Here is a 23,544-nt window from a genome sequence, read left to right on the forward strand (position 1 = left end):
GAGAAAATCCGAAGGAGGCAGATGGATGATGGCAGGCTGGCAGCCGATCTGGCGCGCCTTTTCGCAGCAGGCAGGCGAGTCCAGGACAGCCGCTTGCTGCGCATGGATTTTCCGCGCGATGATGGTCCGCCCGATACCGCGCTGCTGGTCAACAGCTTGCGGGCGCACGAGGAAATGTCGCGCGACTTCCGGTTCGACGCCGAACTGCTGTCCGACAATCTCCATGTGCCCTTGAGCGCGATGATGGGACGCATGGTCACGATTTCGATGGTGCGCGATGACGGCAGCTTGCGTCATTTTAATGGCTATGTCGGCGAATTTCGCCTGTTGCGCAGCGATGGCGGTTTCGCGTTCTACCAGATGGTGCTGCAACCCTGGCTGGCGTTTTCCAGGCTGCGCATGGACAACGTCTCGTTCCACGGACGCACGGTCATCGAGATCAGCGAAACGACCTTCGATCATTATGTGCAGCGCGACTGGCAAAATCGGCTGCATGAGGACAAAGCGGTATTAACTTGTGCCAACCAGCATAACGAAACCGATTACAACCATCTGCACCGGCGCTGGGAAAACCAGGGACTCCATTATTGGTATGAACATCGCGCCGACGGTCATGCGCTCTGTCTGGGCGACAATACCTGGCTGACCGACAGCATCGACCGCTGCGACCGCCATGAAGGCGACGCCGACGAGATGGTATTTCGCAGCGGCGCGGGGTCGCTGGAGTGCGACGGCATACGCGATTGGCAGGCGATACGCAAGATCGCTTCAGGCGTGCTCACGCTGGCCAGCTTCAACTACAAGCAGCCTTATGCCAGCCGCGTCAGCGGCCATGCGCTGCACCAGCAGGGCGATGTGTTTGCCCATGAACTGTATCAGGACACCGGCTATGGCTATGCCGACGTGGACGACGGCGAAGCGCTGGCGCAACGCCGCCTGGAAGAACATAACTGTCGGGCGCAATACTTCGAAGCCGGCGGCAATCACCGCTGCGCCCAGGCCGGGCGCAGTTTCACGCTGGGCGGCCACTTCAGCGGCACGCAATCCCTGCCGGCCAGAGGTGAAGCGGCGCTCCCGGACATCCGCTCGCGCGAATACCTGATCCTGTCGGTCGACCATGTCGCCAGCAACAATTACCAGGCAGGGACGGGCGCGAAGTCGCATTATGAAAACCGTTTCAGCTGCATCCGCAAGAGCATCCGCTGGTATCCGGGGCGGTGGTTCAACAGCACGCCTTGTGCGTTGCCCGGCGTACAGACCGCGATTGTCACCGGACCGGCAGGCGAAACCATCCATACCGACGCGCTGGGCCGGGTAAAGGTGCAATTCCACTGGGACCGGCTGGGCAAGTTCGACGCGGGCAGTTCGCCATGGATCAGGGTCATGACGCCTTGGGCGGGCCAGGCGTTCGGCCAGATCGCGTTGCCGCGCATCGGCCAGGAAGTGCTGATCCAGTTTCTCGACGGCAATATCGACCGTCCCGTCATTGTCGGCGCGGTGTACAACGGCCACCATGCGCCGCCGTGGAATTTGCCGGGGCAGCGCATGCTGGGCGGCTGGCGCAGCGCCGAACTGATGCCTGGCGGCGGCTACGGCGCGCGCGGCAACCAGTTGGTGTTTGATGACACGCACCAGCGCATCCAGGCGCAACTGGGCAGCGACCATCAGCACAGCCAGTTGTCGCTCGGCTGCATCAGCCGCATCGAAGACACCAGCGGGCGCAAGGATGGTCGTGGCGAGGGCTGGGAACTGGCGTCGGACGCCTGGGGCGTGGCGCGCGCCGGCCGCGGCATGTTGCTGACCACCGAAGCGCGCCCTGGCGCCGCCTCGCATATCAAGAGCATGGATGAAACCTTGCGCCGGCTGGCCGAGGCTGCCGAGCGGCACAAGGCGCTGGCCGCCCTGGCGCAGCATCATGGCGCGCAGGAAAGCGCCGCCCAGCAGGGCGCCGTCGCCGATGTGCTGACAGCCCAGCATGCCGAGATCAAGGGCGCCGGCGGTGGCGCAGACGGGTTTCCGGAATTATCACAGCCGCATCTGGTGCTGGCCAGTCCGGCCGGTATCGAAACGACGACCGCGCAATCGACCCATATCGCCAGCGCCGCGCATACCGCGCTGACGACCGGGCGCGACCTGTCGATGGCGGCCGGCGGCGGCCTGTTCGCCAGCATCGGTGCGGCGCTGCGCCTGTTCGTTCACAAGGCCGGCATGAAGCTGATCGCCGCAGCTGGCCCGGTGCAGATCGCGGCGCAAACCGATGCGGTCGAAATCGTCGCCAACAAGGTGCTGGAACTGATCAGCCAGGCCGACTGGGTGAATATTCGCGGCCGCAAAGGCGTGCGCCTGCATGGCGCCGATTGCATGCTTGAAATTAGCGACAAGGTACAGTTTTTTACGCCGTCGCCGACGCTGTTTCATGGAAACCTGGAAACGCTGGCGCCCAAAAACCGGCCGCAGCCGGAACCCGAGCCAGCCGTCGCACCGGTCGAAGGGCAGTTGCAGCATACGATCCAGGCCCAGGCGGAGGGCGGGCTATACGCGCTGGTGCCGTACACCTTGTACAAGGGGGACGCCGAAGTCGAACGTGGCCTGACCGATGAATTCGGCCGCATCCGGATCGCGCACCAGGACGGCACGCCGCGCTACCGCGTGGTCCTGGGCAACGGCGAAGAGTTCGTATTGCAGGCCAGCGCATGCTTCGATGCCGGCGCGGCGGCGGATGGCGAACAGAAGCTGTCGAACCGCGGTTTGCGCGCGCTGGACGATACCAGCGACGGCCGCTCGTTTCAATGATCACCTTGCACTGACGGGAGCATGCCATGCCGGAATCGACCAGCCGCATCGAAACCACCCACATCGACGAGGTCGGCCGGACTGCGGCCAGTTCGCTCCAGTGGCTGCTGGAAAACCGCAACCTGAAGGGCAAGGCCAGCCACCCGATTACGCATAACAACAAGCTGACGCTGTTCATTTGCGGACAGGAAGCGTTCGCCGACATCGCCGGCGAGATCGCCAAGGCTGAAAAGTCCATCGACCTGTGCTGCTGGGGCTTCGATCCGGGCATGGAACTGGTGCGCGGCAACAGCACCACCTGGCCGCGTGGCGACACGTTTGGCGACTTGCTGATCGACGCCGCACGGCGTCATATCAGGGTGCGCCTGTTGATCTGGCATGACCTGCTCGGTTCACCGATGGTGCACAATATGCCGGGCTATTCGCATGGCACCTCGCCGTGGAAAAACAGTGGCCAGCGCTTTGATGACATCAGCGCAAAAGGCAGCCTGGCGATGTTGCAGGACGCGGTCGCCAGGAAAGAGCGGTTCAGCGGCGGTTACAGGGGCGACAGGATCCCGCCTGAGGATATCCCGATGCTGGCGCGTGAAGAATATTGCTACAGCTGGTATGTGGCCGCTTTCAAAGGCCTGTTTGGGGGCCTGGAGATACGTTTGCGGCACGGCGACAGCGGCGCGATCAGCAAGAGTATCGCGACCGAAATCAACCAGCCGCGCGGCCTGACGATGGGGGAAATCGAGAAACCCGGCATGCAATACCTGGGCACGCATCATCAAAAGCCGGTCCTGATCGATTTCGACCATCAGGAGGGAGCCAAGGCCGTCGGCTATGTGATGGGCCTGAATTCGGTAACTGATTATTGGGATACGACAGCCCATCTGCTCGACGACACGCGCCGCGAACAGGGCGGCGTCAACGAGCGGCGCGAGTGCTTGCAAGGACTGACCACGGACGGCGGGTTTGCCACGCTGAAACCGTATCAGGATTACGCCTGCCGCATCGACGGCGGCCGTGCGCTGATCGCGCTCTACAACAATTTCGTGAAGGCATGGGATCGCGCGGCCGGCGACCGCACGCATGCGGCCGCCAATGCCAGCGTGAGCCGGGAGTTGCCACAAGGCAGCCCACCGGCGCGGCTATTGCGCAAGGCCGGGCAGGATGACTCCACCGTGCAGATCGTCCTGACCCAGCCCGAGGAGCAGGACAGGACCATCAAGGAAATCTATTTTCGCGCGGTGACCCAGGCCAGCCTGGCGGCCGGCTACCTGTATGTGGAAAACCAGTATTTCCAATATGAGGATTGGGCCCAACATTTGCTGGCCGAGCGCAAGAAGGTGGTCGCCGCCTGGAAGGCCGGCAGTGTCAAGGCGGGCAAGAGTCTTGAAGATATGCCGGTCATGCATGTGTTTATCGTTATTCCGGTACCGGAACGGGCGCAGATGGTGCCGCGCACCCACGACACGCTCGCTGCGCTGGGACAGCACGATGGCATGACCGGGCAAAACAAGATGATCGATGGCTACAACAAGCAGCCGAAAACCCGGCATGTCAGAAGCGGATTCGGCATCACCAACGAGGTTGAAGTCAAGCTGCCCGACGTGGTGCGGCATTCCAACGGCATCAACAAACCCGGCGCGATGACGCTCGAAAGCGAATTCGGGCTGAAGGTGTCGGTGGCCATGCTCAATGTCAGCGCGTTCGACAAGGACCGCTGGCGCTACCGTGAAATCTATATCCATTCCAAATTGATGCTGGTCGACGATGCCTTCATGACGCTGGGCAGCGCCAACCTGAACCAGCGCAGCATGGCCGTCGACAGCGAAATCAATATCGCCACCGACGATTACCGCGTGGCCCGGGACTTGCGCAAGCGGGTGTGGCGCATGCATAGCGGGGGGCTGGTCGATGGCGGGGGCGGGACGAAGGTGGAGATTGTATTGGCATTTGAAAATTGGACAAAACTTATGATGGAAAACCGCAAGAAAAAATTCAACAAATCCGAAACTGCAATTTTCAAGAAAATGACTGGTTTCCTGCTGCCACTGGAAGACAAACGTAGCTCCACCATACGTCTGGGTTGATTATGAGTAAAAAAAATGCCGTCTTTTTTCGCCTGCCGTTTTTTGTGCTGGCAGTTCTTCTCTTTATTTCTTTAATTGCCTGCAAAATGCCTAACGACAAAGTCTTGCCACGCAACCAAAGCCTGCCCCTTTTCAATCCGCATGTTTCGGATTTCGTTTGTGAAATCGAGGCAAGCAAGGTTCCTCCCATTGATGCCCAAGCCGAGGACTGGTTTCTCGCAGCACGCGCCTTGGAAGATCCAGAAATTTTCGTGGAAGACCGCGATTACAAAAAAATCGTCGATCTGACGCGTCAGGCGGCGGAGCGCTTGCACTGGAAGGCGATGCTCAATCTGGCCAGCCTGTATGTGGAAGGGCGCGATCCCTCTTACGGTAATGAAGAGGCGGTTCAACTGGTGGAAAAGGCAATGCTGCTGGGCATACCGGCGGCCTATGACCGGATGGGAACGTATTATGCTAACAGCACCGGAGTAAAAGGCGATATCACCCGAGCTTATGCTTTCTGGCAAAAAGCAGCACAGATGGGGAATCCACAGGCGATGGGTTTTCTCGGCGAAAAATTGACAGCTGGAGAGGATCATCCAGGTATTGATATGTGGGGCAACATTCCTGTAGCGACCAAAATGCTGGAATGTGCGGTTGCCCAAGGTTATGGACCAGCGGCATACGATTTATATTATTTATATGCTGCTCCGAGAACTGCAGATGGCACAATAATTGGCGATCATCGGACGCCAGAAACAAAAGACCGCGCACTAAAAATTTTACATGAAGGTGTTCGCCTGGGCTGCGCGCAGTGCGCACGCGACCTTTCGATAGAGTTTAGCAATCCTTTTAATTTGTCCGATATGTTAGTGCCGTTCATTGACAAAGCCCGCGGTGAACGTTATGCAGTACTTAATCGTGCCCTCGGTTTCAACCCCAATCGCCGCTTTCCGAACCTCGATAAAATCCTGCCATTGCCACCGGCCGATCTACCGCCGTGGGATGGTCAACGCAAAAGCCTGCTCGACGCGGCCATGGGCGTCAGCCCGCCGCCCGCCATCCCGCAGCCAAGCGCCGCGTCGCTTTCAACAGAGCCGTATTTCTTGGCCGCCGACTATGCGCTGCGGCCTACCGGCCTGCACAGCGACGCGCCGAGCGCGCCATTTTCCACATACTGGCAACCCGCCCCAGGCCAGTGCTTGACGGAACCGGCCCGGCTGTTCCGTAAAGGCGAAGAGTTCCGCCATTTCAGCGTGATCGATGCCGATGGCAAGAGCCGTTATGGCGGCGTGACGTGGGAACAGTACCTGACGATACGGCACAACCATGGCGCCGTGGAGCCGCGCGCGGTGCACGGCCTGCTGTGCCAGGTGGCGCGGCCCGAACCGTGGTTGAGCTGCAATTGCGGCCAAGCGTGTCCGGCCAGTGGCGTCTGGCAACCGTGGGTTTCGGCCGGCCATCCTTTGCAGGCGATCGTCAACCAATACTGGCGCCAGGTTTGGTTGACCCAGGGCGCGCCGTTCCCGCGACCGCGCCGCGACTGGCTGCTCGATTTGCCGGACGACGACGTGACATGGCATTTGATGGATGCATCCATTGCAGATCCCGTCTAACCGCCGGCTTCGCGCACGGCCGCGTGGTCTTGGGCAATGGCGAGGAGTTCGCATTGCAGGCCAGCGCATGCTTCGATGCCGGCGCGGCGGCGGATGGCGAACAGAAGCTGTCGAACCGCGGTTTGCGCGCGCTCGACGCTACCTGCGACGGCAGGTCGATTCAATGATCACCTTGCACTGACGGGAGAATGCCATGCCGGAATCGACCAGCCGCATCGAAACCACCCATATCGACGAAGTCGGCCGAACTGCGGCCAGTTCGCTCCAGTGGCTGCTGGAAAACCGCAACCTGAAGGGCAAGGCCAGCCACCCGATTACGCATAACAACAAGCTGACGCTGTTCATTTGTGGGCAGGAAGCGTTCGCCGACATCGCCGGCGAAATCGCCAGGGCTGAAAAGTCCATCGACCTGTGCTGCTGGGGTTTCGATCCGGGCATGGAACTGGTGCGCGGCAACAGCGGCACCTGGCCGCGTGGCGACACGTTTGGCGACCTGCTGATCGACGCCACACGGCGTCATATCAGGGTGCGTCTGTTGATCTGGCATGACCTGCTAGGTTCACCGATGGTGCACAATATGCCGGGCCATTCGCATGGCACCTCGCCGTGGAAAAACAGTGGCCAGCGCTTTGATGATATCAGCGCAAAAAGCAGCCTGGCGATGTTGCAGGACGCGGTCGCCAGGAAAGAGAGGTTCAGCGGCGGTTACAGGGGCGATAGGGTACGGCCCGAGGATATCCCGATGCTGGCGCGTGAAGAATATTGCTACAGCTGGTATGCGGCCGCGTTCAAGGGCCTGTTTGGGGGCTTGGAGATTCGCTTGCGTCACGGCGACAGCGGCGCGATCAGCAAGAGTATCGCGACCGAAATCAACCAGCCGCGTGGCCTGACGATGGGAGAAATCGAGAAGCCCGGCATGCAATACCTGGGCACGCATCATCAAAAGCCGGTCCTGATCGATTTTGACCACCAAGAGGGGGCCAAGGCCGTCGGCTATGTGATGGGCCTGAATTCGGTGACCGATTATTGGGACACGACGGCTCATCTGCTCGACGATACGCGGCGCGAACAGGGCGGCACCAATGAGCAGCGCGAGTGTTTGCAAGGAATGGCCGCGGACGGTGGGTTTGCCACGCTGAAACCCTACCAGGATTATGCCTGCCGCATCGACGGCGGCCGTGCACTGATCGCGCTCTACAACAATTTCGTGAAGGCCTGGGATCGCGCGGCCGGCGATCGCACGCATGCGGCCGCCAATGCCAGCGTGAGCCGGGAGTTGCCACAAGGCAGCCCACCGGCGCGGCTGTTGCGCAAGGCCGGGCAGGATGACTCCACCGTGCAGATCGTCCTGACCCAGCCCGAGGAGCAGGACAGGACCATCAAGGAAATCTATTTTCGCGCGGTGACCCAGGCCAGCCTGGCGGCCGGCTACCTGTATGTGGAAAACCAGTATTTCCAATATGAGGATTGGGCCCAACATTTGCTGGCCGAGCGCAAGAAGGTGGTCGCCGCCTGGAAGGCCGGCAGTGTCAAGGCGGGCAAGAGTCTTGAAGATATGCCGGTCATGCATGTGTTCATCGTCATTCCGGTGCCCGAGCGCGCGCAGATGGTGCCGCGCACCCACGACACGCTGGCGGCGCTCGGGCAGCACGATGGCATGACGGGGCAAAACAAGATGATCGATGACTATAACAAGCAGCCGACAACCCGTAGTGTCAGAAGCGGATTCGGCATCACCAACGAGGTTGAAGTCAAGCTGCCCGACGTGGTGCGGCATTCCAACGGCATCAACAAACCCGGCGCGATGACGCTCGAAAGCGAATTCGGGCTGAAGGTCTCGGTTGCCATGCTCAATGTCAGCGCGTTCGACAAGGACCGCTGGCGCTACCGTGAAATCTATATCCATTCCAAATTGATGCTGGTCGACGATGCCTTCATGACGCTGGGCAGCGCCAACCTGAACCAGCGCAGCATGGCCGTCGACAGCGAAATCAATATCGCCACCGACGATTACCGCGTGGCCCGGGACTTGCGCAAGCGGGTGTGGCGCATGCTTAGCGGGGGACTGGTCGATGGTGGGGGAGGGACGAAGGTGGAGATTATCACCGCCTTCAAAGATTGGAATAACTTGATGCAAAGTAATCGCAAGAAAAAATTTGATAAATCTGGGAATGCAATTTTGAAAAAAATGAGAGGCTTTGTGCTACCGCTCGAAGACAAACGCAGTTCAACAATACGTTTGGGGTAAGCATGAAAAGTCATCAAAAATCTTTTTTTTATCTGCCATTTTTTAGCTTGGCAGTTCTCCTAAGCATCTCTTTAATCGCCTGCAAAATGCCAAACGACAAAGTCTTGCCGCGCAACCAAAGCTTGCCCCTCTTCAATCCGCATGTCGCAGATTTTATCTGTGAAATCGAGGCAAGCAAGGTGCCGCCAATCGATGCGCAAGCGGAGGACTGGTTTCTAGAAGCGCGCGCCATGGAAGATCCTGAAATCGCCGTGGAAGACCGCGATTACAAAAAAATCGTCGATTTGACGCGTCAAGCGGCGGAGCGATTGCACTGGAAGGCGATGCTCAACCTGGCCAGCCTGTATGTGGAAGGGCGCGATCCGTTATACGGTAATGAAGAGGCAGTGCAACTGGTGGAAAAGGCGATGCGGCTCGGCATACCGGCCGCATATGACAGGATGGGGACATATTATGCGAACAGCACCGGCGTTGACGGCGACATCACTCGCGCTTATGCTTTCTGGCAAAAGGCTGCGCAGATGGGAAACCCTCAAGCGCTGGGCTTTTTAGGCGAGAAATTGACGGCTGGAGAGGATCATCCAAGTATCGGAATGTGGGGCAACATTCCTATGGCGACCAAAATGCTCGAGTGTGCGCTTGCACAAGGGTATGGCCAAGCCGCATTTGATTTGCATTATTTGTATGTGGTTTTAAGATCATCTGATGGCACCGCAAATGGGGACAGTACCCCTGAAACAAAAGCGCGCGCCCTAAAGGTACTGCATGAAGGTGTCAAATTCGGTTGTGAAAATTGCGCTAACGCATTGCAAATAGAATTTGACCATCCCTTTGATTTAGCCAATATGTTTACTCCGTACATCGATAAGGCTCGAGGCTTACGATATGGAATGTTAGGTGATGCCCTCGGTTTCAACCCCAATCGTCGCTTCCCGAACCTCGATAAAATCCTGCCATTGCCACCAGCCGATCTGCCGCCTTGGGATGGTCAACGCAAAAGCTTGCTTGACGCGGCCATGGGCGTCAGCCCGCCGCCCGCCATCCCGCAGCCAAGCGCCGCGTCGCTTTCAACAGAGCCGTATTTCTTGGCCGCCGACTATGCGCTGCGGCCTACCGGGCTGCACAGCGACGCGCCGAGCGCGCCATTTTCCGCGTACTGGCTACCCGCCCCAGGGCAGGGCTTGACGCAGCCGGCCAGGCTGCTGCGCAAAGGCGAAGAATTCCGCCATTTCGATGTGCCTGATGCCGCCGGCAAGACCCGTTATGGCGGCGTGACGTGGGAACAGTACCTGACGATACGGCACAACCATGGTGCCGTGGAACCGCGCGCGGTGCACGGCCTGCTGTGCCAGGTGGCACGCCCCGAGCCATTGTTGAGCTGTTCTTGCGCACAAGCCTGTCCGGTCAGCGGCGTCTGGCAACCGTGGGTTTCGGCCGACCATCCGCTGCAGGCCATCGTCAACCAGTACTGGCGCCAGGCCTGGTTGCACCAGGGCGCACCGTTTCCGCGACCGCGCCGCGACTGGCTGCTCGATTTGCCGGACGACGACGTGACCTGGCATTTGATGGATGTATCCAGCACCGATATTGGATAAGGCAACGCTGCGGCGACGGAGAGCGCAATGAGTTGGAATCAATGTGGAAGGGCTTTATCGAGAGGATGCTTCGTGTCAGCTATCTTGTCGGTATGCTGCGTTTCTTTGTTCGCCTGCAAAATGCAAAATGAACCAAAAGATGTCTTGCCGCGCAATCAAAGCCTGCCGCTCTTCAATCCCCATGTCGCGGCTTTTAGCTGTGAAATCGAGGCAAGCAAGGTGCCCCCCATTGACGCGCAAGCCGAGGACTGGTTCCTCGAAGCACGCGCCTTGGAAGATCCAGAAATTTTCGTGGAAGACCGCGATTACAAAAAAATCGTTGATCTGACGCGTCAGGCGGCGGAGCGCTTGCACTGGAAGGCGATGCTCAACCTGGCCAGCCTGTATGTGGAAGGGCGCGACCCCTTATACGGTGATGAAGCGGCGGTTCAACTGGTGGAAAAGGCCATGCAGTTGGGCATACCGGCGGCATATGACCGGATGGGAACCTATTATGCGAACGGCACAGGCGTGACAGGCGACACCACCCGCGCTTATGCCTTCTGGCAAAAGGCTGCTGTCATGGGTAATCCACAGGCGATGGCCTTTTTAGGAGAAAAATTAAGAGCGGGAACGGACGGTGTTATTCCTGGATATTGGGCAAATATTCCTGTAGCCATAAAAATGATGGCATGTGCGCTTTCTCAGGGATATGGGCCTGCTGCGTTTAATTTGCATTATTTGTATGCAATACCCAGAGCTGCGAATGGCGATGAGATTGGTGATCGAACACCCACAACCAAACAGCGTGCTCTGAATGTATTGCATGAGGGAGTCAAGTTTGGCTGCGCAGAGTGTGCGAGCGCATTGGCAATTGAATTTGGTTCTCCTTTTGATCTTGCCGATATGCTGGCACCATATGTGGACAAAGCGCGCGGCGAACGTTATGCAGTACTTAATCGTGCCCTCGGTTTCAACCCCAATCGCCGCTTTCCAAACCTCGATAAAATCTTGCCATTGCCACCGGCCGATCTGCCGCCTTGGGATGGTCAACGAAAGAGCTTGCTTGACGCGGCCATGGGCATCAGCCCGCCGCCCGCCATCCCGCAGCCAAGCGCCGCCTCGCTTTCAACAGAGCCGTATTTCCTGGCCGCCGACTATGCGCTGCGGCCTTCCGGCTTGCACAGCGACGCGCCGAGCGCGCCGTTTTCCGCATACTGGCAACCCGCCCCAGGGCAGGGCTTGACGCAGCCGGCCAGGCTGCTGCGCAAAGGCGAAGAATTCCGCCATTTCGATGTGCTGGATGCCGCCGGCAATACCCGTTATGGCGGCGTGACATGGGAACAGTGCCTGACGATACGGCACAACCATGGCGCCGTGGAACCGCGCGCCGCGCGCGGCTTGCTGCGCCAGGTGGCGCGGCCAGAACCGTTGTTGAGCTGTTCTTGCGCGCAAGCATGCCCGGTCAGCGGCGTCTGGCAACCGTGGGTAGCGGCCGACCATCCGTTGCAGGCGATCGTCAATCAATACTGGCGCCAGGTCTGGTTGCACCAGGGCGCGCCGTTCCCGCGACCGCGCCGCGACTGGCTGCTGGATTTGCCGATGACGACGTGACATGGCATTTGATGGATGCCACATGAGAACGCCTCGTGTAGCCAATCTTTTTGTCAGGCAAGTTCAGTACACCATCAAAGTGCCGTCGGCCAGTCGCCCGCAGGGCCAGTAACCGTCGCGGTAGAGTTGCAGCGCATCGCACCAGAAGCCTTGCCGCTGTGCCAGCATTTCAAGGCTGGCCATGCGCACGCAATACAGGGCCGCGCCGATGGCCGCAGGCGTGTAGTCGTGCGCGCCCACACTGATCAGGCGTTCCGGCACCGAACGCAGGGAATGCAGCGCCAGCTTGTAGTTCGCCATCGTCTCCTGCAGATAAGGAATGCCTGCCTGTTTCAGCATCGTCAGCAGCACTTCGCCATGGATAGGATCGCGCTGGTCGCGCGAGGTAGGCAGCCACGCCATGCGGGCGCTGTTCCAGGCGTGCAGGCCGGGCAGGGCGATCTGGCCTGCCCGGGCTTGAAAGGTGCCAAGCGCGCTGAACCACGCAATAGTATCGAGCGCCTCCATCATGGCTGGCGCTCCTGCTGCAGCAACGCCTCCACCGGCAACTGGAAAAAGCGCGGCACCAGCGCCGGCGACAGTTCCTTGCCGCCATCGATCATGTCCAGGCGGCCGCTGAGCAGCAGCATCACGTAACCATGGCCCAGCGACCAGCCGGCGCTGGCGGCGGCGCGTTCCCAGCGCGAGTCGACGCCGGCTTCGCGCACGGCCGCGCCGGCTGTTTGCAGCACATAGGCAAAGCAGGCGTGCGCCGCTTCCAGCAGGACCGGGAACTGGCGCACGTCCTGGTGCTCGAACATCAGCCGGTAGTGGGCCGGCGCATTCAATGCAAATTCGATGTATTGCTGCCCCAGCAGCTGAAAGCGCTCGGCCGCCGGCAGGCTGCCTTCCGGCGGCAATTCCTGGTCCCATTTGCGGCGCAGCGCGGCAAAGCCGGCGGCGGCCACCTCGGCCAGCAGCGCTTCCTTGCTGGCAAAGTGGCGGTAGACGGCGGCGATCGACACGCCCACCGCGCGCGCCAGTTCGCGCAGCGAGATCGCCGCATCGCTCTGCTGCGCCAGCTGGGCGATGGTGGCCGCGATCAAGCTCTCGCGCAGGTTGCCATGATGGTAGTTGCTGCTGGCTGTGGTCATAAGTTATCGCTGTTTACATTAAATTATTTATGTGTATCATAGCCATGTTATCACCGAAAACATGAGGCCGCTATGCAAGCAATCACACTCAAGGCGCGCAAGACAGGCTTGCCGCCGCAAGCGGCGATCGCGCCGCTGTATCCGGGCAGCGACCTGGCCGACGCGTATGTTGTTGCCTTGCCGAACGCGCAAGCGGCCGGCATGGACATGGAAAGCCTGGCCAAGGCGCTGTTTGGCAGCCAGCCGGGGTGGGCGCAGAAGCTGATGGTGCTGCGCGACGCCATCGTGGCGCGCTTCGGCATCAAGACGGCCGCGCAGCTGACGAATGGCGGCGGCGGGCGGGTCGGCATCTTCCGCATCTACGCCGTGACCGCCAACGAGATTATTGTCGGCGAGGATGACAGCCACCTGGACTTCCGCCTGTCGATGCTGCGCAGCCCGCATGGCGGCGCGCATGGCAGCCTGACCCTGGCCAGCGCCGTGCACTGCCATAACTGGCTGGGGCGGGTCTACATTATGGTGATACGGCCGTTCCACAAGCTGATCGTACGGTACACTTTGAGCCGGGCGGCACGCAGCGGTTTCCAATAAGTCCGCCTGGAATAGGGGGACTCGGGGTGGGGATTCTTGCTTATTCAAGCCTGGTATTGCATACTGCACCACCAGCCTCATCCCCATTCTCATGAACGATACGCTTCTCCTGCTGGGTTTTGCCACCACGCCGCTCGAACTGATTTCCTTTGTCCTGGCACTGACAACCGTCGCACTGAACATTCGGCAGAACCACTGGGCCTGGCTGTTTGCGATCATCTCCTCGGCCGCCTACGGTTTCGTGTTTTTCGAGTCGCGCCTGTATGGCGACATGGCGCTGCAACTGCTGTTTATCGCCATCTCCGCCTGGGGCTGGTATCAATGGCTGCATCCGACAAGCGGCGCGCCCGCCTTGCCCGTCACCTGGCTCACGCCACGCGGCTGGCTGGGCAGCTGCTGCGCCTGGCTGATCGGTTTCCTGCTGATTTCCTGGCTGCTGACGTCCACCGACACCGATGTGCCGCATGCGGACGGCTTCCTGACGGCCGGCAGCCTGCTGGGTCAGCTGCTGCTGTCGCGCAAGAAAATCGAAAACTGGATCGTCTGGATCGTGGTTGATATCCTGTATGTGGGCCTGTACGTCTACAAGGACCTGACCTTGACGGCGATTTTGTATGCCGTGTTCGTGGTGATGGCCACCATCGGCCTGCTGGCCTGGAAAAAGGCGGCGCCGGCCGCGCCCGACGCGATGGTCCTCAAATGACGCGTGCGCTGTTGCGGGTCGCCATACTGGGTGCCGAGTCGTCGGGAAAGTCCACGCTGGCGGCCGCCTTGGCCGAACGCCACGGCACCGTGTGGGTGCCGGAATATTTGCGTGAATTTGTCGAAACGCGGGGCAGGGTGCCGGTGGCTGGCGATCAATTTTTCATTGCCGGCACACAGGTCGCGCGCGAACGCGAGGCCAGCGCATCGGCACGCGGCGTGCTGATCTGCGATACCACGCCCCTGATGACGGTGCTGTACAGCCGCCATTATTTTGGCGGTGAAGATGCCCAGCTTGCCGCCTTGGCCGCCGGCACGCAGTACGACCTGACCCTGGTGACGGCGCCCGATACGCCATGGGTGGCGGATGGCCTGCAGCGCGAATCGGAAGCCGTGCGCCAGCTGATCTACCGGCAGTTGCTCGATGAGCTGGCAACACGCCGCATTCCCCATCATATCCTGCACGGGCAGCTGGAGCAGCGCATGGAACAAGCCCTGCCGCTGCTCGATCAGCTGCTTTCAAGTGCTTAGAAGTCGAACTGCGCCGATACCTTGACCGTGCGGCTGGCGCCCGGGAACAGATAGCCGTCGGACTCCGGCGTCACGTCGCGCCAGTAGAACTTGTCGAACACATTGTTGACGGTGGCGCGCAGCACGGCCTGCTTGCCGGCCAGGCGCAGCGCATAGGCGGCGCCCAGGCTGGCCACGTGGTACGACGGCACAAAGGTGTTGTTGTTGAATTCAAACGCCTTTTTACCCGAGTATTCCCAGCTGCCGTTGACGGACAGGCCCGCCACCTGCGGCACGCGGTAGTCGAGGTTGACGGCGCTCTTGAACGCCGGCACGTTCGGCACGCGCTTGCCGTCGTATTGCGCATTTCCCGTGCCTGACTGTTTGCTGTTCAGCGCCGTGACAGACACGCCCAGGTTTAGCTCAGGCGACAATTTCCCTTGCGCCGACAGTTCCAGCCCGCGGTGCTGGGCCTGTCCCTGCCGCACGAAGTAAAATTTATCCTCCGAGGTTGTCACTGGCTGGTTGAATTCCAGGCCCTTGCGGATCTGGAACAGGCTGGCGGCCAGCATCAGCTCCGGCGTCACGTCGGCCTTGATGCCGAACTCGATCTGCTTCGAGCGGCTCGGCGACAGTTCTTCATTTGCATTGGCTGCCTTGCGGTCGGCCGTGCCGCCGTGCTCCATGCCCTGCGAATAGGCACCATACACGGCCACGTTGTCGAGCGGGTTGTACACCAGCGCCAGGTTCGGCAATAAAAAGGCGTGCTTGGCGCGCACTTCGGCCACGCTCGGATCGGCCTTCAGCACATACTGAAAACCGTCGACATCGATATGGCGCAGGCCCGCATGCAGCTTCCAGTTCGGCGACAGGCTGATAATGTCCTGCACAAACACGGAATTTTCCTTGTCGTTGCGCGTGACGCGCACAGGACCCGAGGTCAGGCCGGTCGGGCTGACGATGACCGGATGGTAGATGTTGCTGACGTTGCCATCCAGCGTTTCGTAGGTATACAGGCCGGCGCGGTCCTTGCGGCGGAAGGTGGCCACGCCCGCCGTGAATTCATGGCGCAGGCTGCCGGTGGCGAACTTGCCCTGAATCATGGCTTGCGCGCTCAGCGGCTTCTTGGTTTCGCCCAGGCTGCGGTAGTCGTACACGTCGTAATCGCCATTGCCGCAGAAGCCAGGATACAGGCCCTGTGCGCCGCAGCCATACGGAAACGCCGTGTAGTCGTCGCGCTTGAACGAGTGCTGGTTGGCGCTGATGGTGGCATGCCAGTTGTCGTCGAAGGCGTACTGGAAGCGCAGGCCGATGTTGCTGGTGATGGTGTCGACCGGGCGCGTCCATGGCTGCAGGTTGAGCAGGGTGTCGGCACTGACGCCGGTCGGCAGGGTGGTGTTGTTCAGCAGCTGGAAGCCGGGGGCGGTGACCTGCGATTTGTCTTGGTAGTCGGCGTCCAGCTGCAGCAGTGCCTGCGGCGAAATTTGCCAGTCGAACGCGCCCGAGATGAACTTGCGGTTGCCGTCGGCGCCCTTGATGTAGGAACGCAGCCGTTCGGCGGCCACGTTGACGCGGTAGCCGAAACGCGTGTCTTCCAGGCGTCCGCCCAGGTCGACGGCGCCATACACGGTGCCGCGCTCGCGCGCTTCGACGGTGACGGTGCGCAATGGCGCATTGGTGGGGCGCTTGACGATAAAGTCGATCACGCCGCCTGGCGCCGCCATGCCGGCTTGCAGCCCTGCCAGGCCTTTCAGCACTTCGATGCGTTCCTTGTTTTCCAGCGGAATTTGCGTGTCGCCCGGAATCGCGATGCCGTCCTTGCGGTAGCTGGAATTGTTGTCGAGCTTGAAGCCGCGGATCGAGAACTGTTCGGCATAGCCGACCGCGTTGTAGGCGTCGTTGATGCTGGCGTCGAGGCGCACGGCGTCGCTGGTATTGCGGATCTGCAGGTCCTGCATGGTCTGCTGCGAAATGACGGTGACGGCGGCCGGCGTTTGCAGCAGCGGTGCGTCGGCAAAGCCGCCGACGCCGGCGCGTTTCGCGTTGGGTACCTTGCTGGCGGTAACGATCACTTCGGCCATGCTGGACGGGGTATCGACAGCATCGGTGGCATTGGCGGCGTCAAACGCAAAGGCCGGCGTGGCAAATGCTTGCGCGATGGCCAGGGTCAAAATAGAAACAGACAGATTCGGTGTGGACATGATTGCTCGTGGTTCAAGCCGCTTCAAGAAGAGAACGGCAGGCTGCTTGTTCGGCTGGCGCCAACGCAGGAGCTATCAAAGGAGGGAGGTACTTTGCGCTTTCCTTCGCTGGCATTATCCAGATCAGGTACGAAGGGTATATCTCACCCGGATAACAGCTCCAGGACCCCTAGCGAATTGGTAGCTTAACATGAACCGCCGCCCGCTGTCTGCCAGGCTGGCGCTTTTACCAGGGCGATTGCATGAAGCATCAGTGCTTGGTGTGGCCGTAGGTCGAAAATATTGCTTGTAAACGCATTGAGAAAGGCGTTTACTTTCGATATTTGGACGGACAAATGGCAAATGAACCAATCTCGTTGGTGGCGGCATTCGATGACTTGAGCGACCCGCGTGGGCGTCAATGTCCGTATCGACTCGACGAGTTGCTGCTGGCGGCGATCTGCGCAGTCATCAGCGGCGCGGAGAGTTGGACGGCGGTTGTCGAATGGAGCGAAACAAAGCTCGACTGGCTGCGCCAACAGCTGCCCTTTGCCAACGGCATCGCCTCGCACGACACCTTCGGGCGGGTGTTTTCGCTGCTCGATGCGACGCAGTTCGAGGCATGTTTCGTCAGATGGATGGGGACGATGTGCCCGGCGCTGCCGGGGCAGCACATTGCCATCGACGGCAAGTGCGTGCGCGGCTCCCATGATGGCAAACACAGCGCGATTCATCTGGTGTCGGCATGGAGCAGCGCCAGTGGCTTGACGCTGGGGCAAGTGAGGACCGCCGACAAGAGCAACGAGATCACCGCGATCCCTCAATTGCTGGCCACGCTGGACATCAAGGGCGCCGTCATCACGATAGATGCGATGGGGTGCCAGCATGATGTCGCCGCCAAGATTGTCGCTGGCGGCGCCGACTATGTGCTGGGGGTAAAGGATAACCAACCCAGTCTGGCCGAAGCGATACGGTTGTGGTTCGATGCCGCCGAGGCGGGTACCTTGGATCGTCCGTTCTGGGATCACAACCACACTGAAAAGGACCACGGGCGCATTGAAACCCGGCGCTGCCTGGTCACCAACGACGTTGCCTGGCTGGGCCAGCAAAACCAGCACTGGGCCGGCGTCCAAAGCCTGATCATGATTGAATCTAGGCGCGAAATCATCGGCAGAAACAGCAGCGGTGCCGCCAGCGTCGAGCGGCGCTATTACCTCAGCAGCCTAGCAGCCAAAGCGGCTCATCTTGCGCACATCGTCCGGGCCCATTGGGGTATCGAAAACAACATGCACTGGGTTCTCGACGTCGCGTTCCGCGAAGACGATTGCCGTATCAGGGTCGGCGAAGGAGCACAAAACTTCGCCATCCTACGCCGAATCGCCCTGAACTTGCTGAAAAATGAGAAGTCGACCAAGGTAGGCATCGCCACCAAACGCTTAAAAGCCGGCTGGAGTGCTGACTACCTTGCCAAGGTCTTGGGCTTGCCGATCTGATGCTTCATGCAATCGCCCTGGCGCTTTTACAACACTCTACAAGCTCAGTTCCAGCACCTTGCGGCTGACGGCCAGGGTCACTTCACCCTGTTCGCCGAGCGCCGTCATGCCGTGCGTTTCCAGTGCTGCAATCACCGCGTCGACGCTGTCATGGCCGAGGCCATAGTCGGCCAGGCGGGTCTTGACGCCCATATGGCGGAAGAAATATTCGGTGCGTGCGATCGCCGTTTCGATGCGGCCGTCCTCGTCGCCGCCATCGAGTCCCCATACGCGGGCCGCATATTGCAACAGCTTGGTGCGCTTGGCCTGCTTGCGCACGCGCAGCATGCTGGGCAGGATCACGGCCAGGGTTTGCGCGTGGTCGAGTTCGTACAAGGCCGTCAGTTCATGGCCGATCGCGTGGGTCGACCAGTCCTGCGGCACGCCCACGCCGATCAGGCCGTTCAGGGCCAGGGTGGCGCACCACATCACGTTGGCGCGCACGTCGTAGTCGTCCGGGTGCGACAGCGCCTTCGGGCCTTCCTCGATCAGGGTCAGCAGGATGCCTTCGGCGAAGCGGTCCTGCACCGAGGCGTTGACGGAGGCGGTCAGATACTGTTCCATCACATGCGCGAAGGCATCGACCACGCCGTTGCCAACCTGGCGCAGCGGCAAGGTAAACGTTTTGGTCGGATCGAGCACGGAAAATTTCGGATACACCTTGCGGCTCATGAACGAGCGCTTTTCCTGGGTGGCCTTGCGCGTGATGACGGCCGAGCCGTTCATTTCGGAACCGGTGGCGGGCAAGGTCAATACGGTGCCGAAGGGCAGCGCGGCGTCGATGATCTTGCCACCTTTTTCCAGGATGTCCCACGCTTCGCCGTCACGCAGGGCGGCCGCCGCGATGAACTTGGTGCCGTCGACCACCGAGCCGCCGCCCACGCCGAGCAGGAAATCGATGCCTTCGCTTTTCACCAGGGCGACGGCCTGCATCAGGGTTTCATAGCTGGGGTTCGGTTCGATGCCGGCAAATTCGAGCACCGTGTGGCCGGCCAGCGCGGCGCGCACTTCATCGTAGACGCCGTTCTGCTTGATGCTGCCTCCGCCATAGGTCATCAGCACTTTGGCCTGCGGCGGTATCAGCTTGCCGATGGCGGCGATCTGGCCCTGGCCGAACAGGATTTGGGTGGGATTGTAGAAGTCGAAATTGAACATGGCTCTCCTGATACTGATGAGGTTCGAGGCCTGATTATGGACGATGATGGCCGCACGCGTGTTTGCCGCTTGAGATTTTCCGGCGCGCGGTGGAAAATGCAGCGCATATCGAGGCATGTCGCCCGCGCACACAAAGGAAAAGCATGTCCCATCTACCCCTGGAAGAATCCGGCTTGCCGGCCACCGCGCTGGACATGCACCGCGCCATCGGCGCCCTGGTCGCCGCGCTGCAGGCGCTGGACCTCAACAGCCAGCGCTTCGAGGCCTGCACCGATCCCGAGCTGCGCCGCGTGCTGGCGCATGCGGGCGACACCAGCCGGCGCGAAGCGGCCATGCTGTTCGAATGGATGCGCCGGCGCGATGCGCGGCTGGACAAGGAACTGAAGGAGGCGCTGTTCAAGGCGGGACCGATCGTGGCGCAGTTCCATTACGACGAAAAAGTCGAGTAGGCGAGGGCGCGGCACTGGCGTACCATGCGCCGTGGAAGTGAGGGCTCGCGTAGACTGTGTCCCGAATACGATTTTGGGAGTTTACATTGATGAAGTCTTTACCATACCGCGAAGGCAGCTGGTTTGCCGTGCCCTTGCAGGGTGGAGGGCATGCGGTCGGCGTGGTGGCGCGCAGGGCGCCTGCCGGCCGCATCATGCTGGCGTATATGTTCGGCCCGAAACGCGACGCGCTGCCGCCGCTGGCCGAGTTGGAAACCCTGCGCCCCGAGCAGGCCGTGCGCCGCCTGCGCACCGGTGACATGGCCTTGCTGAACGAACGCTGGACCATGCTGGGCGACAGCGAACACTGGGACCGCGACGCCTGGCCCATGCCCTCGTTTATCCGCCGCAACGAATCGCTGCAGCGCGCCTGGCGCGCCACCTATGCCGACGCCGATCCCGCCAAGCTGGACCGCGAAGAATCCGTGCCCTTCGATACGCCGGGCCTGGAAAGCGATTCGCTGTATGGCTATGGCGCGACGGAATTGTTGATGAGCAAGCTGCTGGTCACGCCGCCGGCAAACTGATCTGGAACGCCAGCCCGCCGCCGCTGCGGTTGCGCACCTGCAGTTCGGCGCCATGGCGCAGCAGCACGCGGTCGACGATGGCCAGGCCTAACCCGGCGCCATTCGCCTGGCCGCGCGCCGTGTCGAGGCGTGTAAACGGTTTGAGCATCTGCTCGATCTTTTCCGCCGGCACGCCGGGGCCGTGGTCCTGCACGTCGATGATCACGCGGCGCGAAGCATTGCTGCCCTTGAGCTGGCAGGCGATGTCGATTTCGGTGAACTCGCTGCCCTGCGTCTTGCCGTAGCGGCGCGCATTTTCGATCAGGTTGTTCAGCACGCGCCGCAAGTCGGTCGGATTGCCCATCACGTGGGCGCCGTCGGCGATCGCGGTAGTGAGCTTGACGTCGGGCAGGCGCATCGCTTCGCGCGCCAGGTCGCCCAGCAGGCCGCTCATGTCGACGTCGGTAAAGCTCGACGCTTCGGTCGGCTTGGCGTAGTCGAGGAACTGGCCGATGATGTCGTCCATCTGGCCGATATCGGACTGGATGCCTTCGCGCGCTTCGTCGGACAGGTTGGCCATTTCCACTTCCAGCTGCATGCGTGCCAGCGGCGTGCGCAGGTCGTGCGAGATGCCGGCCAGGATCACCGCGCGGTCCGATTCCACCTGCTGCAAGTCGTCGACCATCTGGTTGAAGCTGCGGTTGGCCTCGATGATTTCGATCGGGCCTTTTTCCGGCAGCGGCGCCGGTTGCTTGCCCTGCGCAATCGCGCGCGCGGCCACCGTCAGGCGCGACAGAGGCAAGTTGATCAGGCTGGAAATAATCGCTGCGCCCAGCAGCGAGAGCAGCGACACCAGGCTGGCCCAGCCCAGCCACTGGAAGCCCGTCAGGCCGCGCAGGCGTTCGCGGTCCAGCATCAGCCAGTATTCGTCGTCGTCGATCTTGAAGCTGACCCAGAAGCCGGCCACGCCGTTGACGCGCGCGGAAAAGCGCGTGTCGTGGCCCAGCTTGGCTTTCACCAGCGCCTCGATGTCGGGCATCAGGTAGTTGTCGGGCGGCGGATCGATGCGGTCGTCTTCCTCCAGCGGGAAGATGCGGATGCCTTCATTGCTGACCAGGTCGAACAGCAGCTCGCGGCGCAGCTCGGGCGCCGAGTGCGTCAGCGCCGCATGCGTGATGGTGACCACGGAAATGACCTGGGCGGAAATCTGCTGCGCCTGCGGTTCGCGCTGGATCACGGAAATCATGCCGATCCAGGAGATCATGCTGACGGTGGTCAAGGTGCCAAGCAGCAAAAACGTGCGCCAGAACAGGCCGCTTTTCAGCCGCGCCAGGCTGATATCGGGAACAAGTTTCATCTAGCCTCGCCAGCGATCAGCGCGGCTGTCCGTCCGGAATGAAAACGTAGCCCAGGCCCCACACGGTCTGGATGAAAAGCGGGCTCGACGGATCGGGTTCGATCAGTTTGCGCAGGCGCGAGATCTGCACGTCCAGGCTGCGGTCGAATACCTCGTATTCGCGCCCGCGGGCCAGTTCCATCAGCTTTTCACGCGACAGCGGCTGGCGTGCATGGCGTGCAAACACTTTCAGTACCGAGAATTCGCCGGTCGTCAGTGGCACGGTTTCGCCGCTCTTTTTCAAGGTGCGGGTGCCCAGGTCCAGCACGAAGTCGCCGAACTCGAAGGTTTGCGGCGTTTCCGATGGGGCGCCCGGAATTTCGTCGGGACCCTTGCGGCGCAATACGGCGCCGATGCGCGCCACCAGTTCGCGTGGATTGAATGGTTTCGGCAAGTAATCATCGGCGCCCATTTCCAGGCCGACGATGCGGTCCACGTCTTCGCCCTTGGCTGTCAGCATGATGATCGGCGTCTGGTCGCCGGCGCCGCGCAGGCGGCGGCAGATCGACAGGCCATCTTCGCCAGGCAGCATCAGGTCGAGCACCAGCAGGTCATAGCGTTCGCGCAGCCACAATTTGTTCATCGCGGTGGCGCTCTCGGCCGTGAAGACATTGAAGCCCTGTTCGGTCAGGTAGCGGCGCAGCAGGTCGCGCAAGCGGACATCGTCATCCACCACCATGATTTTCGCCTGGTGGCCATGGATGTTTTGCGTTGTTGTATTGCTGCCGGAAGTGGAGGTTGTGGTCATTTGGGGTGTCGTGTTATCGTCCATTAGTTGCTATAGTAACGCTTGGCGCAGCATGAGCAAGCGGCTGGCGCGACCCATTACATACTGTTACAAACTTTACCCAATTACTCTTACTGCACCGTGTAAAGCATCATACACTGGGGCCACAGTGGAATTCAGCTTTATGTTTATACGGCATTGCGGAAGAGGAACTCAATGAATATCGTCAGCCAAAAAATTCACACCGCTCGCAGCGCATCTTCGTCCGCACCTGCCGTGCATGTGCTGTCTTCGTTCGTCCTGTGCGCCGTACTGGCCTGTGGCGTGGCCCAGGCACAGTCGCAGCAGCCACCGCGCCGTGACGACCAGCAGCAACTGCAATCGCAGCGCTTCGAACAGCCGCAGCGCAGCAATGATAACCGTAACCGCGAACAACGTGACGCACGCAGTTTCGATACGCGCGTGGAAGAGCAGCGCCGTAGTGGCGACGGCGCCGATGCCGCGCGCCGCACCGGCCGCATGACCCCCGATGAACGCCGCGACCTGCGCCGCCAGATCAACGAAGTCGGCCAGGATATCTATTCCAATCCACCGCGCCGCTAAGCCCGGCGGGCGCTGCCTGCGGCCTGCCGCGGCCACGGATTGCGCCTGAATTTTTTTGTGTTTCCCCGCCTCGCCCGGCACGCACGCCGGGCTTCCCCGTGATATTGTTCCAG

At 60.9% G+C, this 23,544-nt stretch carries 19 protein-coding genes and 1 riboswitch; of the genes, 13 read left to right on the forward strand and 6 right to left on the reverse strand.

Going from position 1 to position 23,544, the window contains the following annotated elements; translation table 11 throughout:
- The first annotated feature begins 21 nt into the window (after positions 1-21).
- From Q8L25_RS14385 to Q8L25_RS14410, 6 genes are all read left to right on the forward strand, one after another.
- Positions 22-2,793 (forward strand): type VI secretion system tip protein TssI/VgrG, encoded by a 2,772-nt coding sequence (locus Q8L25_RS14385; RefSeq protein ID WP_308925462.1) that lies wholly within the window; start codon positions 22-24, stop codon positions 2,791-2,793.
- Between the two features lie 26 nt (positions 2,794-2,819).
- Positions 2,820-4,874, forward strand: coding sequence for a phospholipase D-like domain-containing protein (locus Q8L25_RS14390; protein ID WP_308925463.1), 2,055 nt, complete (start codon positions 2,820-2,822; stop codon positions 4,872-4,874).
- A 2-nt stretch (positions 4,875-4,876) separates the two neighbouring features.
- Positions 4,877-6,472 carry a tetratricopeptide repeat protein gene (locus Q8L25_RS14395; protein ID WP_308925464.1) on the forward strand — a complete coding sequence of 532 codons (1,596 nt, stop codon included), beginning with the start codon at positions 4,877-4,879 and terminating at the stop codon, positions 6,470-6,472.
- Between the two features lie 193 nt (positions 6,473-6,665).
- Positions 6,666-8,720 carry a phospholipase D-like domain-containing protein gene (locus tag Q8L25_RS14400; protein WP_308925465.1) on the forward strand — a complete coding sequence of 685 codons (2,055 nt, stop codon included), beginning with the start codon at positions 6,666-6,668 and terminating at the stop codon, positions 8,718-8,720.
- A gap of 2 nt (positions 8,721-8,722) precedes the next feature.
- A complete protein-coding gene (locus Q8L25_RS14405) occupies positions 8,723-10,315 on the forward strand; it encodes a tetratricopeptide repeat protein (RefSeq protein ID WP_308925466.1) in 1,593 nt (530 codons plus the stop codon).
- Between the two features lie 27 nt (positions 10,316-10,342).
- Positions 10,343-11,908 carry a tetratricopeptide repeat protein gene (locus Q8L25_RS14410; RefSeq protein WP_308925467.1) on the forward strand — a complete coding sequence of 522 codons (1,566 nt, stop codon included), beginning with the start codon at positions 10,343-10,345 and terminating at the stop codon, positions 11,906-11,908.
- Between the two features lie 63 nt (positions 11,909-11,971).
- On the opposite strand, the gene Q8L25_RS14415 is transcribed toward Q8L25_RS14410, so the two are convergent.
- Together Q8L25_RS14415 and Q8L25_RS14420 are read right to left on the reverse strand one after the other, a co-directional pair.
- Positions 11,972-12,418 (reverse strand): hypothetical protein, encoded by a 447-nt coding sequence (locus Q8L25_RS14415; protein WP_308925468.1) that lies wholly within the window; start codon positions 12,416-12,418, stop codon positions 11,972-11,974.
- Entirely contained in the window at positions 12,415-13,041 is a 627-nt protein-coding gene (locus Q8L25_RS14420) for a TetR/AcrR family transcriptional regulator (RefSeq protein ID WP_308925469.1), read from the reverse strand. The genes Q8L25_RS14415 and Q8L25_RS14420 overlap by 4 nt, the downstream gene beginning before the upstream one ends.
- Before the next feature lie 72 nt (positions 13,042-13,113).
- On the opposite strand from Q8L25_RS14420, the gene Q8L25_RS14425 reads away from it, so the two are divergent.
- From Q8L25_RS14425 to Q8L25_RS14435, 3 genes are all read left to right on the forward strand, one after another.
- A complete protein-coding gene (locus Q8L25_RS14425; protein ID WP_308925470.1) occupies positions 13,114-13,632 on the forward strand; it encodes a DUF2867 domain-containing protein in 519 nt (172 codons plus the stop codon).
- 91 nt (positions 13,633-13,723) lie between these two features.
- Complete coding sequence (gene pnuC, locus Q8L25_RS14430) at positions 13,724-14,335, forward strand: nicotinamide riboside transporter PnuC (protein ID WP_308925471.1); 612 nt, start codon at positions 13,724-13,726, stop codon at positions 14,333-14,335.
- Positions 14,332-14,865, forward strand: coding sequence for an ATP-binding protein (locus Q8L25_RS14435; RefSeq protein WP_308925472.1), 534 nt, complete (start codon positions 14,332-14,334; stop codon positions 14,863-14,865). The genes pnuC and Q8L25_RS14435 overlap by 4 nt, the downstream gene beginning before the upstream one ends.
- Here the strand turns inward: Q8L25_RS14435 and Q8L25_RS14440 are convergent.
- Complete coding sequence (locus tag Q8L25_RS14440) at positions 14,862-17,045, reverse strand: TonB-dependent siderophore receptor (protein ID WP_308925473.1); 2,184 nt, start codon at positions 17,043-17,045, stop codon at positions 14,862-14,864. The two genes, Q8L25_RS14435 and Q8L25_RS14440, sit on opposite strands and share 4 nt — an antisense overlap.
- Before the next feature lie 83 nt (positions 17,046-17,128).
- Positions 17,129-17,226: riboswitch (TPP riboswitch) on the reverse strand.
- A 169-nt stretch (positions 17,227-17,395) separates the two neighbouring features.
- Between Q8L25_RS14440 and Q8L25_RS14445 the strand changes: the two genes are divergently transcribed.
- Positions 17,396-18,517, forward strand: coding sequence for an ISAs1 family transposase (locus Q8L25_RS14445; protein ID WP_374694299.1), 1,122 nt, complete (start codon positions 17,396-17,398; stop codon positions 18,515-18,517).
- Between the two features lie 36 nt (positions 18,518-18,553).
- Here the strand turns inward: Q8L25_RS14445 and Q8L25_RS14450 are convergent, their stop codons facing one another.
- Positions 18,554-19,711 carry an iron-containing alcohol dehydrogenase gene (locus Q8L25_RS14450; protein WP_308925474.1) on the reverse strand — a complete coding sequence of 386 codons (1,158 nt, stop codon included), beginning with the start codon at positions 19,709-19,711 and terminating at the stop codon, positions 18,554-18,556.
- Positions 19,712-19,854: 143 nt separating this feature from the next.
- On the opposite strand from Q8L25_RS14450, the gene Q8L25_RS14455 reads away from it, so the two are divergent.
- Both Q8L25_RS14455 and Q8L25_RS14460 read left to right on the forward strand, forming a co-directional pair.
- On the forward strand, positions 19,855-20,160 hold the full coding sequence (locus Q8L25_RS14455) for a hypothetical protein (RefSeq protein WP_308925475.1): 306 nt from the start codon (positions 19,855-19,857) through the stop codon (positions 20,158-20,160).
- A gap of 89 nt (positions 20,161-20,249) precedes the next feature.
- Positions 20,250-20,726: an Imm26 family immunity protein gene (locus Q8L25_RS14460; protein WP_308925476.1), complete on the forward strand. Its 477-nt coding sequence runs from the start codon at positions 20,250-20,252 to the stop codon at positions 20,724-20,726.
- Here the strand turns inward: Q8L25_RS14460 and Q8L25_RS14465 are convergent.
- Both Q8L25_RS14465 and ompR read right to left on the reverse strand, forming a co-directional pair.
- Positions 20,707-22,062: an ATP-binding protein gene (locus tag Q8L25_RS14465; protein ID WP_308925477.1), complete on the reverse strand. Its 1,356-nt coding sequence runs from the start codon at positions 22,060-22,062 to the stop codon at positions 20,707-20,709. The two genes, Q8L25_RS14460 and Q8L25_RS14465, sit on opposite strands and share 20 nt — an antisense overlap.
- Before the next feature lie 16 nt (positions 22,063-22,078).
- On the reverse strand, positions 22,079-22,780 hold the full coding sequence (gene ompR / locus Q8L25_RS14470) for a two-component system response regulator OmpR (protein ID WP_232730910.1): 702 nt from the start codon (positions 22,778-22,780) through the stop codon (positions 22,079-22,081).
- Between the two features lie 264 nt (positions 22,781-23,044).
- Here ompR and Q8L25_RS14475 point away from each other — a divergent pair, with 264 nt between their 5' ends.
- Positions 23,045-23,431: a hypothetical protein gene (locus Q8L25_RS14475; protein ID WP_308925478.1), complete on the forward strand. Its 387-nt coding sequence runs from the start codon at positions 23,045-23,047 to the stop codon at positions 23,429-23,431.
- Positions 23,432-23,544: the final 113 nt, after the last annotated feature.

The organism is Janthinobacterium sp. J1-1, from assembly GCF_030944405.1.
GTDB lineage: Bacteria > Pseudomonadota > Gammaproteobacteria > Burkholderiales > Burkholderiaceae_D > Janthinobacterium.